The organism is Pseudomonas sp. Irchel 3F6, from assembly GCF_900187595.1.
Lineage (GTDB): Bacteria > Pseudomonadota > Gammaproteobacteria > Pseudomonadales > Pseudomonadaceae > Aquipseudomonas > Aquipseudomonas siliginis.
In genome coordinates this window covers 249988-266571 of the sequence record NZ_FYDP01000005.1, presented here as the reverse complement: position 1 = coordinate 266571, position 16584 = coordinate 249988, and the positions used below count along the sequence as shown (strand labels likewise).

The window sequence follows — 16584 nt, the reverse complement described above, 5'->3', positions numbered from 1 at the left end:
GGTGGCTAGATCGTCTGGCTTCGAAACGATGCTATGAAAATCGATCCGCAGAGATAACGCTTCGAGCTGCTAGTACAATCAAGAGCCAACTGCACATGATTGATGGCTTTTTTGCTCCCAACGCCGGGGCATTTTAGACTTGGACTAGAGGGTCGCTCTCCGATTTGAAGAGCAGGAATAAGGACGAATCTGGGCGGCATTTTTGGTGTCCCTTCATCAAGAACTTCTGTGTAACAGCTCGGCAAACCCATCTGCCTAGTCGCGTACATTTCGATGAAGCCCCGAGATTAGATACCTGAGACCCTCAGCATTCAGAATCTTGACGTCCCGACCAGTTATTTCGGCTAACCCATGGTTTCGAAAATGCGCAATGCATCGACAAATGGTTTCCAGGCGTAACCCTATATACGAACCAATATCCTCACGACTCATCTTCAATACAAAGTTCGTGGACGAATTCCCTAGAACGCTAAGCTGTTGCGACAGATTAAGAAGAAAGCCTGCCAACCTTTCCTTAGAATTGAGATTCCCCATTAGAAACATCATATGCCGGTCGCGTACGATCTCACAACTCAGGAGTTTACTCAAATTATGCTGTACAGCTGGCAAATCCTGCGCGAGTGTCTCCAGTTGAAAATAATTAATGGAACTGACTTCACTATCCTCTAGGGCCACTGCATCACAGCCGTAATAACCCGTGCTGATAACTTCTAGACCAAGCATGTCACCCGACATTTGAAAGCCAAGGATTTGATTATGCCCATTAACCGACATAATGCCCGTCTTGAATGCGCCGACACGAACTGCGTATATCGAGCACAACGGATCGCCAATACGATACAAAGCAGAGCCCCTTCTGACCTTGATGCGCTCGGCCATTAAATTGTTTAGACGCTCAGCATCCCTACTGGACAGACCAATGGACAGACACAATTTTGAAACACTGCGACTCAGCCACAAGGCTTCTGGGTACTGACTTTGAATAAATGTCACTTCATTCATCGGACACTGGCTGCAATCGGTGGAGTCCTGATTTTGCGACGCAGCGCTGCGCCCGCCATTGTCGCCGCCACGGTTTCTAAATAAGCGTAAGCGAGCCGGCCACGGAGTTTCTCCCTGACAGAAATCCTGTGGCCGGAACATCGTCTCGCGAAGCGAGGTCATCGTGCTTTACGCCACAAGTTGCTGAGATATCCCTCAAAGGCTGATTGGCGGCATCAACTCGGACGCCACTTTTTTCAACATGAGAGTTTCGCGCTGAATTGACTGCCCCATCGATGACTCCTGACGCTGCATCACGGCTTCGTTGTGCGATATGGCCTCATGCAGGTTGACCCAGACAGGCCGCATTCCATTAGCGATTTCGTGGCTTTCCATTCTGACAGGCTCTAGTTGGGGCGCTACTTCGCATAGATAAAAATGCGACGTCATGTGCATCAGGTCATATTGTGGCTTCCAGTAAGGCCGGTATTCTTCGATATAGCCGTAGTGCTGGAGTACCTGAATCTCACGGGCACCAGTCTCTTCCTCAAGCTCACGCTTCAGGCCTGTGACAATGTCCTCGTCGGCATCAAGTCCGCCGCCCGGAAAGCTAAAGTCGTTATAGCGCTCAGTGAACAGCAACAGGATCTGTTCGTCCCGTAACACGATGCCGCGTGCGGCATGACGGCGGAATACTCTGCCTTGTATGGATTTAAGTTCTGGGTGAATAATTTCGGTTATGAGTTGCATGAGGTCTCAACCGGACTTGTTCAGGTAATCATCATTTAAGATGTTCACAGTATTTCCAGAGTCCTGGAAACACTGCAGTCTGATGCGATACTTCAACGAAGCAGCAATACAGGCATGGAGGCTGCCCGAAGCATCGTAGTAGTCGTGCTTCCTACCAGAAACCGTCTGATGCGCGAGTGGCCGTAGGCTCCCATGACGAGAAGATCAATTTCGTGCTCGGCCTGATAAACGTGCAGAGCCGCTTCCACTTCTCCTTGCAGGATCTGGGCTATGACGACAAAACCGTTTGTAAGTAGGAGGTTCCTAGCTTTCTCCAACACGTCTCGGTTGCCTTCCGAGTCAGCACCAACCATCACCAGATGAATCGATAGGTTTGCGCAAAGCGTGCTGGCGGCAAGCAGCTCAACGGCCTTATTGGCTGTTGGGCTACCGTCAAACGCGAGCATTACTTTTTCCGGTTTTTTATAGTTGCTGGCTGCGATCAAAATTGGACGGTGAATAGTACGCACGACAGCTTCAATTTGGCTGCCAAGTCCGTGAACTCCACGTGTGCTGTCATCACCCACTCGTCCGATGACCAGTAATCGAATATCGTCCTGAAGATTGATCAGACTTTCTATCAAGTGTCCGTGGCGCTGCTTCAACTCAGGAAATGCAGCTCCGGAAGTGACCGTTCGCTCCCTAGCCTTTTCAAGCATGTGTTGACCTTGCTTCAGAGCGAGTCTGGCGCGCTCTGCATCCAAGGTGGCCAACTCCTTCAGCAGATGCTCTCGACTGCCAAGACCGATGTTGCCGCTCAGGTCTGCCGATGCTGGGTACTTCTCCTCATCCAATACATGCAACAAGGTAAGGGGTGCGCTGAGTTGTTGCGACGCCCATGTTGAGTAATCGCAGACCGCCAGCGAGGATTGTGAATTATCAATGCATGCCATTACGTGGGTCATTGTCGGTCTCCTCAGTGGCTCATGAGCTTATCGATGGCGCCAGGTATGTAATGCACGCCGAAGCGGTCAACGATTGGGGCGCTGGCCTCATTGAGACAGAGCACTTCAACCTCGGCGCCCTCGCGGCGGAACCTGATCACGACCTTATCCAACGCTGCGACGGCGGTGATATCCCAAAAATGCGCGTGTGTGAGATCGATGGTGACTTTGTTGAGAGCTTCCTTGAAGTCAAAAAATTCAGTGAACTTGTACGCAGCGCTAAAGTACACCTGGCCACGACGTGGTAAGTCCGATGCGACTTCGACTCTTGAAAAGGTGCTTTTGAGGTCGAGGTAATGTCCAACCTTGTTCGCAAGAACAGCGAAGCCAAAAGAACGCCCACGAGTACGCCGTAAGCCAAGTTATGCGTTGCCACGGCCACCACAACAGTCGCGACCATGACAAGGTTGGTCGATAGCGGTTTTTTTCCAGGTTGCGCAGAGAATCCCAGCTGAAAGCTCCGATGGAGACCATGATCATCACCGCAACAAGTGCCGCCATTGGTATTTTGAAAAGCCATTCGCCGAGGAACACCACCATCAGCAGCAGAAAGATCCCCGCACATAAAGTTGAAAGACGAGTACGACCGCCAGACTTCACGCTGATGATCGATTGACCAATCATGGCGCAGCCGGCTATCCCACCGAGCATCACAGCTGCGATGTTAGCAACACCTTGCCCCTTGCACTCACGGTTTTTTGTTACTGGTGGTATCTGTCAGATCATCGACGATGGTCGCTGTCATCACAGACCCCGTAGACCGACGACTGCGAGTGCTGCTAAGTACGGAAAAATGAAGCGCAAGGTTTCAAAATACAGCGGTACTTCAGGCGACAAGAAAATCGGCAGTGTGTCCGGTAGCTGCCCCATGTCCCCCACGGCGCGGATATCCAGTCCCAGGTAAATCGCGATAGCAGTCAGGGTCAGCACGCACACCAGCGGCAAGGGAATCAGCTTGCCAATTTTCGGCACATACGGGAACAGGTATATGATGCCGAGGCCAGATGCGGTCATGGCATAGACATGCCAGGTGACATTCGTAAGTTCCGGCAACTGCGCCATGAAAATCAGGATCGCCAATGCGTTTACGAAACCGGTGACTACAGAACGTGAAACAAAGCGCATTAACGAACCAAGCTTCAGGTAGCCGGCAACGATTTGAAGTACGCCACATAGTAGAGTCGCGGCCAGCGGGTACTGAAGTCCATGCTCTTTACTAGGGTAACCATCAGCAGTGCCATGGCGCCTGTCGCCGCCGAGATCATTCCGGGACTCTCGCCGACAAAGGCGATGACAGCACAGATACAGAAGGAGGCGTAAAGTCCGACCTTTGGGTCAACGCTGGCGATGATGGAAAAGGCGATGGCTTCCGGGATCAGCGCGAGTGCGACCACTAACCCCCCGAGCACGTCGCCACGGACGTTGGAAAACCACGTGTGTCTAAGTTTTTGCAGCATAGAAAATATCCAAGGCAAAGCATCGCGCACGCCAAGGGAAAGGCGAGCGAATCGATACAAGTTCAAATTTTGAGGTTTTTTTACTGTGTGCTTAAGGTGTAAAACCAGGCGTACAGCAGTGGCCACCCGCGAGCGAGGCTAGCGAAAGCAGGGTGTTGCGAGGGGTAGTGCTAAGGCGGCCTAGGCTGCCAGTAGATCGTTTGGAGTACAGTCATCCTGATGGTTCTGTAGCTCAAGGGTAAGGCTCATCAATAAGTATACGGTTGGGTTACTGTCGATTGCCACTCGCCGATTCGGATTTGGTCGGCTCGAGTTGAGTTATAACTATTGGCAATCCCATGCTTGTGTAACGTAGGGTGAAAAGTGCGCCAGCAAAAGCGCACTTTTCTATGGGATCTAAAGCTTAAATTTGGCTACCAACTGGTTGAAGGATACTGCAAGCCTTGAGAGCTCGTGGCTCGAGGCATTTGTCTGATGCGCGCCTGTAGCTGTTTGAGCTGACAAGCTTTGAATGTTGACGAGGTTACGATCTACCTCACGAGCAACCTGTGCCTGTTCTTCTGACGCGCTTGCGATTACCAGATTGCGCTCTGTGATTGCAGCTACACCTTCAGTGATCGATTCCAGTGCTACGCCTGCGGCCTGCGCAAGCTGACGTGTGTTATCTGCCTGGATCTCACTCTTGCTCATGGTTTCCACTACCGAAGTCGCGCTTGTTTGCGCGGTGTTAATCATCCCCTCAATTTCGATAGTAGAGGACTGGGTGCGATGAGCCAAAGCTCTGACCTCGTCAGCCACCACTGCAAAGCCACGACCTTGTTCGCCTGCTCGAGCAGCTTCAATGGCCGCATTCAAAGCCAGGAGGTTGGTTTGATCAGCAATCGACCTAATAACTTCAAGCACCTTGCTGATTTCTTTCGTCTGATGAGCGAGCGCCTGAACTTGCGAGCTCGATGAATTGATTTCGCCAACCATGTCCTCAATCGCCAGAACCGCTTCTCCAACCTTGCTCTTGCCCGAGATCGCGTCCTGATTGGTACGTTGCGATATTTCTGCGGTAGAAACAGCGTTACGAGCAACCTCGTCAACGGCTGCTGTCATTTCGTTTACAGCGGTAGCAGCCTGTTCAATTTCGCTGTTTTGTTGAGTGAGGCCACGTGTGCTTTCGTCTGTGACTACACTCAACTCTTCTGCAGCGGAAGCAAGCTGATCTGAGGCGCTCGATATATTTTGAATAGTATTCCGAAGACTCGCCTGCATCTCACCCAACGAAGACAGCAATTGCCCCGTCTCGTCCTGGCTACCGGGCTCAATACGCTGCGTTAAATCTCCACCTGCAACGCGTTCAGCAGCCAACACAGCATAAGACAGTGGTTTTGTAATCAGGCGAGTAATAAGAAGGCCCAAGCCCATAGCCAGGATAAACGCGATCACCATGCCCGAAATCATGGTAAGTTGTGAGTTACGAATTAAACCTTCGCTAGCTACTTGCTCGTCATCTGCTTGATCATTGTTAGAGGCAATAATCCCTAACATCTCTTTTTCAGCAGAGTTATATTTATTGCTGACATCATTGGCTAGGGCTGCCCTCGCCTGTGGCAGGTCTTCTGCTCGTACAAGTTTGATAAATTGCTCACCCGAATTTATGTAAGCGGGCCAATCAACATCAAATTTCTGACTCAACGCTTTTTCATCGTCACGCTGTGGTGTACTACGATATGTCGCAAACGCTTTTTCAACAGCAACCTGGCGATCAGATATAGACTTTTGAGTTGCTGCCAACTCGGCATCAGGAGCGTGACCTGCTTTTTGCGAAAGGAGCAGGTAAAGATCTCTATTGTGATAAATTAATTGCTGAAGAGCCTCATTTACTTTGTTCATGGAAGTTATGTTGTTGTCAAAGACGGATGAGATCATTTCACCTAGTCGTGAATTTCCGTTCATTCCGACAAACCCAATCGCAACGGTTATCAATGCACATATCAAAAATGACATCGACAGCTTTGCCGCAAGGCGTAGATTAAGAAACCAAGTCATAAAAAGTCCTCTTTAGTAGGGGTGATCTGGTTTACCTTGAGGCGTGCCATTGATCAGGATGGCTATCGGCAGATAGGCTCTATCATTGAGCTTTATTTGTTACAGACTGCTTCAACACACACGACTTCAGGGAAGATAACTTAAGTGGCGACAGTTTTTTAATAATGATTATCGCTTAAGTCTTTGATGCTCGCGATCCTCTGTGGGTATGCCAGTGGTAAGAGCCATAGCTTCACTGCCGAGCAAATGAGTTAAGGGCGATAGACTATAGGCAGGAAGGAATCACTGTTGAGCCGAGGATCGGTGTCCACGTACTCACGCATTTTCATGCTCATATTTAATCCAAAATAGGTCTGGAATTCTTGAATCAGAGACGACTTACATGGCGTTGAAAATACGTGCGGCGTCGGTAGCAGACGCTTTAGCTATCCAGCGCATTTACGCCCCCATCGTTTCAACAACAGCGATCTCGTTTGAAGAGATTCCGCCAAGCGCTGAGGAAATCGCTCAGCGAATAGCGACGACAGTTTAGACATATCCCTACCTGGTGGCCGAAGAAGGTGGGGAGATCAAGGGCCACGCCGATGCCAGCCAGCACCGCGCACGTCCGGCAGACTTTGTTGACTACACCCCAAGCGGTGCGGGTTACTCCGATCAACGTAGCGGACGCAAGCCCCGTCCAACCGCCATAGCCCTCCATCCACAGATGGGGTGAATCAACACTCCGGTTTTCATTCACAGCGACTTTGCTGCCATCGCCGATGATGCTCAGGTTGCTCGGGTGGTCGACCGCCTGAGAAAATCCAGTACACCAGATGACGACATCGGTCTTCGTCTAGGTTACCGAAGGCCATATAACACCCATTGACATGAAATGCGTGAATGGCCGTATCGCGTTCAGCATACCGCGTTCGCGAGCTTCCTTTACGGTGCACGATCCAATGCCGGGCAGCTCCCCACTGTGGCCTGAGGAGCCTCTAGCCCCTCTAAGCGCTGAGCCACTCTTCAACCTTGTCAGGGGTCGGGATGCCCCCTGAGTGAACAACCTTTCCATCAATCACAACACTCGGGGTGGACATGACCCCGTAGCCGACGATCTGTTGCATGTCTTCGATTTTTTCCAGCTTTACGGGGATGCCTTTCGCACTCGCCACTTGTTCGATGATGGCGACTGTCGATTTGCATTTTGCGCAACCGGTGCCCAGAACCTTAATGTCTTTCATAAAACCTCGGTAGGTGGATTACAAAGCGAAGTTGAAGACGTAACCAACGATGAGAATGCCGACGGCGACGACCCCAATGAAGGTAGCTATCAGGCGAACTTTAAGCACCTTGCGCAAAATTACCATCTCCGGAAGAGATAGAGCGATGACACTCATCATGAAGGCCAGCAGAGTGCCCAGTGCCGCGCCCTTTGCGAGTAGTGCCTGCACAATGGGGATCATGCCTGCCGCATTGGTATACATGGGGATGCCGATAAGAACCGCGAGCGGAACCGACCACCAGGCTTCCTTGCCCATGAAACTGGCCATGAAATCCTCTGGCACATACCCGTGAATGCCCGCGCCAATGGCAATACCGCCGAGGATGTAAGGCCAGACTTTTCCGACGATTTCACGCACGCAGCCAAACCGGCACTTATCCGCTCATATAAGGGCATGCGTGTGTCCCCGGCAGTTGCCTGAATCCTGGGCATTTCACGAATCCAATCTTCCAGATAGGCCTCCATTTTCAGGCGGCCAATGACCCAGCCAGCCACAATCGCAATAAACAACCCTAGGCTGAGATACAGCAACGCAACTTTCCAGCCGAATAAGCCAAGCAGCAGTGTCAGCGCGACCTCATTCACCATGGGCGCAGAAATGAGGAAGGAGAACGTCACCCCCAGGGGCACGCCAGCTTGAACAAAACCTATAAAAAGAGGAACGGCTGAGCATGAGCAAAATGGGGTAAACACACCGAGCGAGGCCGCCATGACATTGGCCGTGCCCTCGCTTCGCCCTGCCAATATTGCGCGGGTGCGTTCAGGCGTGAAGTGGGAGTTGAGCATGCCCATCAAGAACACGATGCCCGTCAACAGCATCAACACTTTGGGCGTGTCGTAGAAAAAAAACTGTAAGGCGCCTCCAAGGGGGCTATTCCGATCAACTGGAAGCGCTGCGACCAAAGCCTCTGAAACAGGAATAAGGGCTTCGTACAATCCGAACCAGGCAAGCGCTGCTGCCGCTAAAAACAGGCGGGGATTTCGCGCAGCCCAGCGCACGATCATGTCGTTCATGCCCTCTACTCCCTAGGCTCAGGCGCGCTAGGCCATGGATGGATCGCCAAGACAGGTCGCGATCTCGTTGACGGTGCTGCGTGCGGTGCGTGTGACACCAATCAGCGTCGCGGAAGCCGAGCCTGTCCATTCGCCATAGCCCACCAGCCATAGTCTTGGCTCGTGGATCGAATGAGTGCCTTCGACCTCGACACGGCCTTCGGTGTTGATCACTCCCAGCGGCTCCAAGTGCTGAAGTGCGGGCCTGAATCCGGTACACCAGATGACAACATCCACTGCAGCTTCAGATCCATCGGCCCAAATAACGCCTTCGCGAGTGAAACGTTCAAATGGGCGTACAGATTTTAAAGCTTCGCGTTCACGGGCTTCTATAACGGGCGGTACCATGACAATGTCGCCCAACCCGCCGATGGGCTGGTCAATGACGCGCCCCTCCTGTTGAGCTTTCAAGCGCTGAGTAGCCCGTTCGAACAGCACCCGTCCATCCACTTCATCAGGCAAAAACACAGGTTCAGCAGGCGTTACCCAAGTAGTCTCAGCGACTTTGGAGACTTCCGCCAAAATCTGCGCTCCTGAATTACCACCCCCCACCACCAGAACCTTCTTGCCAGCAAATGCATGCGCTTCAACATAGTGCGCGGAGTGAAGCTGACGACCGGCGAATAGCTCGGCATTAGGATAGTGAGGGATATACGGATTGCTCCAAGTACCGGTAGCGCTGATTACAATCTTGGCATCCCAATACTTGGCGTCAGAGCGTACTCGTAAGCCAGACTCTATACGCTCTACAGAAATAGCCCGAACCGGGCGTTCAACCGGGAATTGGTAGCGCTGCTCATATTGACTGAGATAGTCGATCACATGATTTCGTGTTGGGTAGCCTTCCTGCGCTGGAGGCATCATCCAGCCAGGTATCGAACTCCAGGTGGAGGGTGAGAATAAACGCAGCGAGTTCCAGCCATGCCGCCAGGCACCACCGGGCCCTTCCTCGGCGTCGAGGATGACAAACGACAGTTGAGTTCGGCGCAGAAAATACGCCACTGCCAAAGCTGACTGCCCCCCGCCAATGATGACTACGTCTAGTTTGTCGCGGGCCGAATGAGTCATGGGGGGGGGAAACCTTAAGTCGATGCTGAACTGTCGCCAGTATAGAGACCCAAGAACGAATCCAGTCTGATCTCGATCATCTGTTGAACATGCTAAAGCTGCCGTTGGTCAGCCGGCAATTAGGCCTCATGCCTCCAGGCCCATCTGCTTTACATCGGTTTAAACCCTACGGCCATTCTCATCAATGACGACTTGTCCGTCTTCTTTGACGAAGCTGCCGCGCTGCTCTTGCGGCAGAAGGTCGAGGACGGCCTCTGACGGACGACACAAGCGTGTGCCCAAAGGCGTCACGACGATGGGGCGATTGATCAGGATGGGATGAGCCATCATGGCATCGATGAGCTGGTCATCAGTAAGTGAAGTATCGCCGAGTCCTAGCTCCTCGTAGGGAGTACCTTTGATACGAAGCAGCGCCCGCACCTCGGTACCCATATCTTTGATCAGCCTGACAAGCGTGGTGCGGTCAGGTGGGGTCTGTAGGTACTCGATAACCGTCGGCTCTTCTCCGCTGTTGCGGATCAGCTCCAAGGTATTGCGAGAGGTTCCACATTGCGGGTTGTGATAAATCGTTATCTGACTCATACCGTTTCCTCGCGGTGGTATCAAATGGAGCGCTGGTTGACGCGCTTGGACAGCTCTTCAGCTGACTCTTTACGCTCGGAGTACCGATCAACCAAGTAGTCCTGGCGACCCCGCAACAGCAGCGTGAACTTCATCAGCTCTTCCATCACGTCCACGAGTCGGTCGTAGTACGAGGACGGCTTCATACGACCTGCCTCGTCGAACTCGGTAAACGCCTTGGCCACCGAAGATTGGTTTGGGATGGTGAACATCCGCATCCATCGGCCCAGTACGCGCAGCTGATTGACCACGTTGAAAGATTGCGAGCCACCGCAGACCTGCATTACTGCAAGGGTCTTTCCTTGCGTAGGTCGAACTGCACCAATCGCAAGCGGAACCCAGTCGATCTGGGCCTTGAATACTGCGCTCATGGAGCCGTGCCGTTCAGGCGAACACCACACCTGTCCTTCAGACCATTGCATGAGTTCGCGCAATTCCGCCACTTTGGGATGTGTATCCGGAGCATCGTCCGGCAGCGGCAAACCCGAGGGATCGAAGATTTTGGTTTCGGCGCCAAACTCCTCCAACAAGCGGGCTGCTTCCTGAGTCACCAACCGGCTGAATGAGCGCTCTCGCGTTGATCCATACAGTAGAAGAATGCGCGGTTTATGGAGCGAAGGCGTACGCGGCTCCAGTTGCTCCAACGACGGAATGTCGATCAGGTCGGTGTGTACGTTCGGCAATGTATCTTGCATATAAACTCCTACCACGGCGTCGGCTAGGACGCCGCCTCGGTTGATCTTTAAAGCGAACCGATGCGGTTCAGTTCAGCTTTCAACTGGTCAGTGCTGATGGTCTTCAGTGGCAGCGCAAGAAATGCGCTCACGCGTTCGTGAATTTTGGCCAGTGTGGTTTCAAACGCTGCTGTGATCTCGGCTTCCGACCCGCTAGCCTCAGACGGGTCGGCCAGCCCCCAATGCGCCTTCAAAGCTGGGCCGAAAAAGATGGGGCATGCTTCTCCTGCAGCCCGATCACAGACAGTAATCACGATGTCGGGAGGTGAGCCTTCAAAAGCATCCGAAGCCTTGCTGCTTAAGCCCGCCGTAGAGATACCCGCCGCCTCAAGCGTCTGCAGTGCCCTTTGATTCACCCGGCCACTGGGAAAGCTCCCCGAGCTGACCGCTTCTACGCCTTCAGGCGCCAGGTGATTGAACAGCGCCTCGGACAGAATGCTTCGGCAGCTGTTGTGGGTGCACATGAACAAGACTTTCATCAGAAGATTCCTTGACTCAGAGACTGAGGCGCAATGCCAGGGCAGACAAGGTGGCGACGAGGATAGGCAAGGTCAGCACGATCCCAGTCTTGAAGTAGTAACCCCAGCTGATCTTGATGTCCTTCTTGGCCAGCACATGCAGCCACAGCAGCGTGGCCAGACTGCCAATTGGAGTGATCTTCGGGCCTAGATCGCAGCCAATGATGTTGGCGTACACCATCGCTTGCTGTACGACGCCATCAACTTCGGCGGCATGAATGGATAAGGCACCAACCAGAACCGTAGGCATGTTGTTCATGATCGAAGACAGCAATGCTATTAGCAGCCCTGTACCCAGGGACGCGCCCCAAACGCCATAACCGGCGAACACGTTCAGGATCTGCGCGATGTGGTCGGTCAGGCCGGCGTTCTTCAGGCCATAAACAACCAGGTACATACCCAAAGAAAAAATCACCACTTGCCATGGGGCCTCTTTGAGCACCTTGCTTGTGTTGATGGCGTGACCACGAGCCGCGATGACATAGAGAATGAACGCACAGACCGCTGCAATGGCGCTGATTGGCACCCCCAATGGCTCAATGACAAAGAAGCCGATCAGGAGTAGTGCCAGCACCCACCAGCCGGCTACAAACGTGGCCCGGTCGTGGATTGCCTCGTCCGGATTGTTCAGTTGGTTGAGGTCATAGGTCTTTGGTAAATCTTTGCGGAAAAACCACAGTAGCATGGCTAATGTCGCCGCCACGCTGACGATGTTTACCGGCACCATGATCGAAGCATATTCGTTGAAGCCGATATCGAAGTAGTCGGCAGAAACGATGTTGACCAGGTTGGAAACCACCAGCGGTAAGCTCGCCGTATCGGCGATAAAACCGGCTGCCATAACGAATGCCAACGTAGCAGCAGGAGAAAAACGCAGCGCCAGCAACATCGCGATCACAATGGGTGTGAGGATCAATGCTGCTCCGTCATTGGCGAACAGAGCCGACACCGCTGCGCCCAGCAGGACGATAAATGCGAACAGTTTGCGGGTGCTCCCGCCTCCCCATCGGGCCACATGCAGCGCAGCCCACTTGAAAAAACCTGCCTCATCAAGAAGCAGACTAATGATGATGACCGCGATGAAAGTCCCAGTGGCATTCCAGACGATGCGCCAAACCTCTGGTATGTCGGCAAGGGTAACGACACCTGCCAACAACGCCACGATGGCACCGAACATCGCACTCCAGCCCACCCCAAGCCCCTTGGGCTGCCAGATGACAAGGACGATGGTGGCGATAAAGATCAATACGGCAATCAGCATTTCATTAATCCGGTTGGGCGTGAATCAGCTACACACGGCTTGGTTGATCGGACGGTCGTTCATGCCGCAGAGGCGCTTAGCCTCGGTTTCCAGCCATTGCTGATTGGCGTCTACCACTTCCTTCAAAACTGCAGTCACCCACGTGGGCAAATCAGGATTCAGCCGGTAGTACACCCATTGGCCTTGGCGACGATCCAACAATAAACCGGCAGAGCGCAGCAGCGCCAAATGACGAGAAATCTTCGGCTGACTCAAGTCGAGTGCTGCCGTTAGCTCGCATACACACAGCTCACCTTCACTCACGACAAGCAGCGAAATTTTTGCTCGGGTGTCATCCGCCAGGCACTTGAATAAGGTGGTGGGGTTCATGGGTTCTGTCACAGATCCTCCAGGTGTTTGGTCTTGACCAAAACGAAGAGCTTGATGCGCTCGTGGATGTCGTGGAGCGTGTGGCGAAATGCGCCAGGATCATCGCTAGTTACTGGGTCAGGAAAATCCCAGGCAAATGACTTCATTTGCACTGGGCATTGGTAGGCACTCGCTTGCGGATTTATCACAAAGAGTGATTACGTAATCGAATCGATCAGCTTGAAACTCGCTGAGGGACTTGCTGCGCAGGCCCGTTGCATCGACTCCAACTGCCTCCAATGCCTGAGTGGTGCGCGGATCAACCTCAGACGGTTCAGATCCTGCGCTGGAGGCCTCGAAGCTCGGGTCGGTGTCGCAGCAAAGCCTCTGCAAGCAGGGAGCGGGCTGAGTTGGCAACGCACACGAAAAGCACTTTGATAGCAGGGCTCATGGTGGAACTCGATGCATATGAAAAATCGAATATACGCTTTGGCGAATATTCGGTAAAGCGAATATGATGTCTGCTGTTTCGGCATGTGCCCTAACGTTCCATGCGTGTCGGCATAACGGAGATGAGAGGATGGAGGGGGATATGATGATCCAGGCAAAGGACATAGCCGGAGGACAGTAGCAGCGCTTTCGCGATGCGCTGAAATCTGCTGATCTTCCAGCAGACGATATTGATCTTCCAGGCCGAACCTTTTTTGAGTTCACACTGGACAGTGAGACGGTCGCATGGGGAGGATTCGAAACGCATGGTACGGACGGGTTGTTGCGTTCTCTGGTCGTAGTATCGACATACAGATCGAAGGGGGTCGGTATCGCGGTGCCTCGGGTCATTGAAGCGATAGCCGCCGAGCAGGGAATCGCTCGATTTCATTTACTGACAACAACTGCGTCAGGCTTTTTTGAGCAGCAGGGCTATGCAGTCAATCAACGAGTCTCTGCGCCGCCTCTGATTTCTCAGACGGAGCAGTTCATGGGGCTTTGCCCTGGCTCGGCGTGCTACATGTGCAAGGCGTTATCTGCAAGTGCGCGAAAGTAGCTGATCACCTTGGTGATGGCTTTTAGCCTCGATGCCAGCTAGATTTGGGGCTTTCTACGGTCAAGGATGGATATGAAAAAGCTCATCACAGTAATTGGCATCTGTGTCGCACTTGGCGGTTGCGCTACGTCCCACTACACCGCAGGACGAGACTTTCCGTCGGCCAGTGTAGCGAGTATCACCAAAGGCAAAACGACGACTACTGAGTTGAGGGCGCTGTTCGGTGAGCCCTACGCCAAGAGCGCAGTCAGCGAGACTGACGAGAAGTGGATCTACACCTACACCAACGGCTCAGCCCATGCCCAGAGCTACGTGGTCACCATGAAGGTGACGACTACGGGCACTCAGAAAACTCTCGACGTCTTGATCCGAAATGACGTGGTCATCAACTACACGTTCAGCGAAGGCCCCGCTCCAGGCACTACCACTGCGACGAACTAAGTTCGCCACCTTGCCATTGGGCGACCCACCGGGCTCAGTACGTTGTTGATGGAGCAAGCTCATGGACAGAACATATGCTTTCGTGGACGAGTCCGGGAATTCCGACCTTAATACGTTAAACGGAGGAAGCACAGGCTTCTTAATCGTCTGCTCCATTCTAGTGGCAGAGAAAGACCTGGAGGATGCTTATGCCCAAGCTGAAGCACTCCGCAAGCGGCATTTTCAAACAGGCGAGATCAAATCTAGCAATCTTAAGCCCAAGGATTCAGATCGCCGTGCCCGTATCCTAAACGAGCTAGCCGATTTGCCATTCAGGCTCTATTTTACCGTCGTTGATAAGTCCCAAATTCGCAAAGACGGTGGCCTTCGTTTCAAGACCTCATTCATAAAATATGTGAATGGGTTGCTCTATGAACGTTTGTTCAGTGCATACCCCGACCTCCAGATGATCGTAGACGAGCATGGTGGCCAGGAATTTCAGGAGAGCCTCAAAAGCAACGGTTCGTCGATGACCTATTTGGCGATAAAGATGCCTTCCAGACGGTGGCCAGTAAGGACAACGTTTTGGTTCAGGTTGCAGATTTCTTCGTTGGCTCAGTCGCTCATATCTACGAAGAGAAAGCATCGGAAGAAGCAGTTCTTGCCTACAAAAAGATCCTACGCAGCCTGACGCTTGGAATGCTTGAGTGGCCATCCAAGTACCAGTCTCTTCTGCCACCGTCGGCGGGATGAATCTGGGTATGCAGACTACTAGGTACACCAAGAAGCTCTCCGCCAAGCTGACCATTTTAGCGAGCGGGCTGGTGAGCACCCTAATGAGGATGAGCGCCTGCAGCTAAGCATCTTGCGGTTCTTGAGATTCCAAAGTGAATTCGTCACCAAAGACTACGTGCCAACCGCAGAAATAGTCGCCCACCTAAAAGATAGCGGTTTCGGAGATATCAACGACCAGAGAATCCGCTCCAGCGGCATCGCCAAGCTTCGAGATTCGAACGTGATCATCACAAGCGCGGCCAAAGGCTACAAGATCCCTCAAACACGGGCAGACATTAACGAATTTCTTGAAAGAGCGTCAGGCATTGTTGTTCCTCTACTGGAACGGGTAAAAAAGGCTCGAGAGGTGTATCGGCTGAGTAGTCGAGGAGAATATGACATCGTGACGGCAGCCAACCTGGCTGAGCTTGCCAAGCGGCTCACTGCGCTCGAGGCGTTTGCAGATGACTGAACGCAACGAACCTCAGCAGGCTGCATTGATCCAGGATGAAATCCTAGAGATTCTGAAAGAAGCCAAGGTGCTCGCGCGTAGATTCTATCGCCTGACCGGCAAGCCGCTGGGCGTAACCGGCGAGGTGGCAGAGTACGAAGCTGCTACTCGGCTCGGCCTGGTACTACATCCTGCAAGGCAGGCAGGTTACGACGCTACAGAGACGCTGGAAGTTGGCGTCGCGAGAATCCAGATCAAGGGGCGATGTATCCTGAACTCGCAAAAGATTACGGGCCGTATGGGTGCAATTGATCTACGACAACCCTTCGATAAAGTGCTCTTGGTGCTGCTTTCAACGCATTTGCTATGTACGAAGCGAGTCGTGCCAGGGTAGAGGTAGCATTGACCTTGCCTGGGTCGAAAGCCAGAAATGAAAGGGGAGCGCTGGCTATTAGACAATTCATGTCGATAGCTAGATTGCGCTGGGCTCGTCATGAGCCTAACGACTAAGAGTATTAACCGCCGTCTGGACGCCGAGTGCTGCGGATATGGCCCGTGTGACGAGCCAGGCCAATGTCCCCAATACGGCACATTAACCACCATTTTTAGGCTAAATGACCCTGTTTGGGCACATTAAGCTAAGCGGCGGAATGCAGCCTACGTTGAGAGGAAGGCTTCACGCCCTCACCAGCTGCGACCTGCGCCATGACTGCTCAGGTGGCATCTCACATAAAGCATAGTGCGCCATCAAGCAACCCGTTAGTGAATGTAAAACTCGCTTCCGAACCAGCCACTAGAGGGTTCGGCATAGGACTTTTA

17 protein-coding genes and 4 pseudogenes are annotated in these 16584 nt (G+C 52.8%); 6 read left to right on the top strand and 15 right to left on the bottom strand.

Annotated features, from left to right (window positions below):
• Window positions 1–255: 255 nt before the first annotated feature.
• The 5 genes and pseudogenes from CKW30_RS18580 to CKW30_RS18560 form a co-directional block, all read right to left on the bottom strand.
• The gene (locus CKW30_RS18580; RefSeq protein ID WP_095181544.1) at window positions 256–1002 is read right to left on the bottom strand and encodes a helix-turn-helix domain-containing protein; all 747 of its coding nucleotides are present in this window, start codon (window positions 1000–1002) and stop codon (window positions 256–258) included.
• Between the two features lie 195 nt (window positions 1003–1197).
• Complete coding sequence (locus tag CKW30_RS18575) at window positions 1198–1731, bottom strand: NUDIX hydrolase (protein ID WP_095181543.1); 534 nt, start codon at window positions 1729–1731, stop codon at window positions 1198–1200.
• A gap of 92 nt (window positions 1732–1823) precedes the next feature.
• Complete coding sequence (locus CKW30_RS18570) at window positions 1824–2675, bottom strand: universal stress protein (protein ID WP_095181542.1); 852 nt, start codon at window positions 2673–2675, stop codon at window positions 1824–1826.
• Between the two features lie 11 nt (window positions 2676–2686).
• Window positions 2687–4171, bottom strand: a pseudogene (locus CKW30_RS18565) (SulP family inorganic anion transporter).
• A gap of 396 nt (window positions 4172–4567) precedes the next feature.
• Entirely contained in the window at window positions 4568–6208 is a 1641-nt protein-coding gene (locus CKW30_RS18560) for a methyl-accepting chemotaxis protein (RefSeq protein ID WP_095181541.1), read from the bottom strand.
• Between the two features lie 382 nt (window positions 6209–6590).
• Between CKW30_RS18560 and CKW30_RS27655 the strand changes: the two are divergent.
• Window positions 6591–6821: pseudogene (locus CKW30_RS27655) on the top strand (N-acetyltransferase family protein); the annotation flags it as partial.
• 373 nt (window positions 6822–7194) lie between these two features.
• On the opposite strand, the gene CKW30_RS18545 reads toward CKW30_RS27655, so the two are convergent.
• The 10 genes and pseudogenes from CKW30_RS18545 to CKW30_RS18505 form a co-directional block, all read right to left on the bottom strand.
• Window positions 7195–7431 carry a thioredoxin family protein gene (locus CKW30_RS18545; RefSeq protein WP_095181540.1) on the bottom strand — a complete coding sequence of 79 codons (237 nt, stop codon included), beginning with the start codon at window positions 7429–7431 and terminating at the stop codon, window positions 7195–7197.
• An 18-nt stretch (window positions 7432–7449) separates the two neighbouring features.
• The gene (locus CKW30_RS27650) at window positions 7450–7830 is read right to left on the bottom strand and encodes a permease (RefSeq protein WP_256584366.1); all 381 of its coding nucleotides are present in this window, start codon (window positions 7828–7830) and stop codon (window positions 7450–7452) included.
• A gap of 83 nt (window positions 7831–7913) precedes the next feature.
• Window positions 7914–8291 (bottom strand): annotated as a pseudogene (locus CKW30_RS27645) (permease); the annotation flags it as partial.
• A gap of 222 nt (window positions 8292–8513) precedes the next feature.
• Window positions 8514–9593, bottom strand: a complete 1080-nt coding sequence (locus CKW30_RS18535; RefSeq protein ID WP_095181539.1) for an ArsO family NAD(P)H-dependent flavin-containing monooxygenase — start codon at window positions 9591–9593, stop codon at window positions 8514–8516.
• Between the two features lie 159 nt (window positions 9594–9752).
• Window positions 9753–10175 (bottom strand): arsenate reductase (glutaredoxin), encoded by a 423-nt coding sequence (arsC, locus tag CKW30_RS18530; RefSeq protein WP_095181538.1) that lies wholly within the window; start codon window positions 10173–10175, stop codon window positions 9753–9755.
• A 20-nt stretch (window positions 10176–10195) separates the two neighbouring features.
• On the bottom strand, window positions 10196–10909 hold the full coding sequence (arsH, locus tag CKW30_RS18525) for an arsenical resistance protein ArsH (protein ID WP_095181537.1): 714 nt from the start codon (window positions 10907–10909) through the stop codon (window positions 10196–10198).
• 47 nt (window positions 10910–10956) lie between these two features.
• Window positions 10957–11427, bottom strand: a complete 471-nt coding sequence (locus CKW30_RS18520; protein WP_033902850.1) for an arsenate reductase ArsC — start codon at window positions 11425–11427, stop codon at window positions 10957–10959.
• A 16-nt stretch (window positions 11428–11443) separates the two neighbouring features.
• Window positions 11444–12727: an arsenic transporter gene (locus CKW30_RS18515; RefSeq protein ID WP_095181536.1), complete on the bottom strand. Its 1284-nt coding sequence runs from the start codon at window positions 12725–12727 to the stop codon at window positions 11444–11446.
• Window positions 12728–12751: 24 nt separating this feature from the next.
• Window positions 12752–13096, bottom strand: a complete 345-nt coding sequence (locus CKW30_RS18510) for a metalloregulator ArsR/SmtB family transcription factor (RefSeq protein ID WP_007247283.1) — start codon at window positions 13094–13096, stop codon at window positions 12752–12754.
• Window positions 13097–13104: 8 nt separating this feature from the next.
• Window positions 13105–13526, bottom strand: a pseudogene (locus CKW30_RS18505) (arsenate reductase ArsC).
• Window positions 13527–13724: 198 nt separating this feature from the next.
• On the opposite strand from CKW30_RS18505, the gene arsN2 reads away from it, so the two are divergent.
• From arsN2 to CKW30_RS18485, 5 genes are all read left to right on the top strand, one after another.
• Window positions 13725–14120, top strand: coding sequence for an arsenic resistance N-acetyltransferase ArsN2 (gene arsN2, locus CKW30_RS27640; RefSeq protein ID WP_256584372.1), 396 nt, complete (start codon window positions 13725–13727; stop codon window positions 14118–14120).
• A 72-nt stretch (window positions 14121–14192) separates the two neighbouring features.
• Window positions 14193–14561 carry a hypothetical protein gene (locus tag CKW30_RS27930; protein ID WP_095181535.1) on the top strand — a complete coding sequence of 123 codons (369 nt, stop codon included), beginning with the start codon at window positions 14193–14195 and terminating at the stop codon, window positions 14559–14561.
• A 61-nt stretch (window positions 14562–14622) separates the two neighbouring features.
• Window positions 14623–15231, top strand: coding sequence for a DUF3800 domain-containing protein (locus CKW30_RS27630; RefSeq protein ID WP_256584364.1), 609 nt, complete (start codon window positions 14623–14625; stop codon window positions 15229–15231).
• Between the two features lie 183 nt (window positions 15232–15414).
• A complete protein-coding gene (locus CKW30_RS27625) occupies window positions 15415–15786 on the top strand; it encodes a hypothetical protein (RefSeq protein WP_256584363.1) in 372 nt (123 codons plus the stop codon).
• A complete protein-coding gene (locus CKW30_RS18485; protein WP_256584362.1) occupies window positions 15779–16159 on the top strand; it encodes a hypothetical protein in 381 nt (126 codons plus the stop codon). Before CKW30_RS27625 ends, CKW30_RS18485 begins: the two co-directional genes overlap by 8 nt.
• The last annotated feature ends 425 nt before the right edge of the window (window positions 16160–16584 follow it).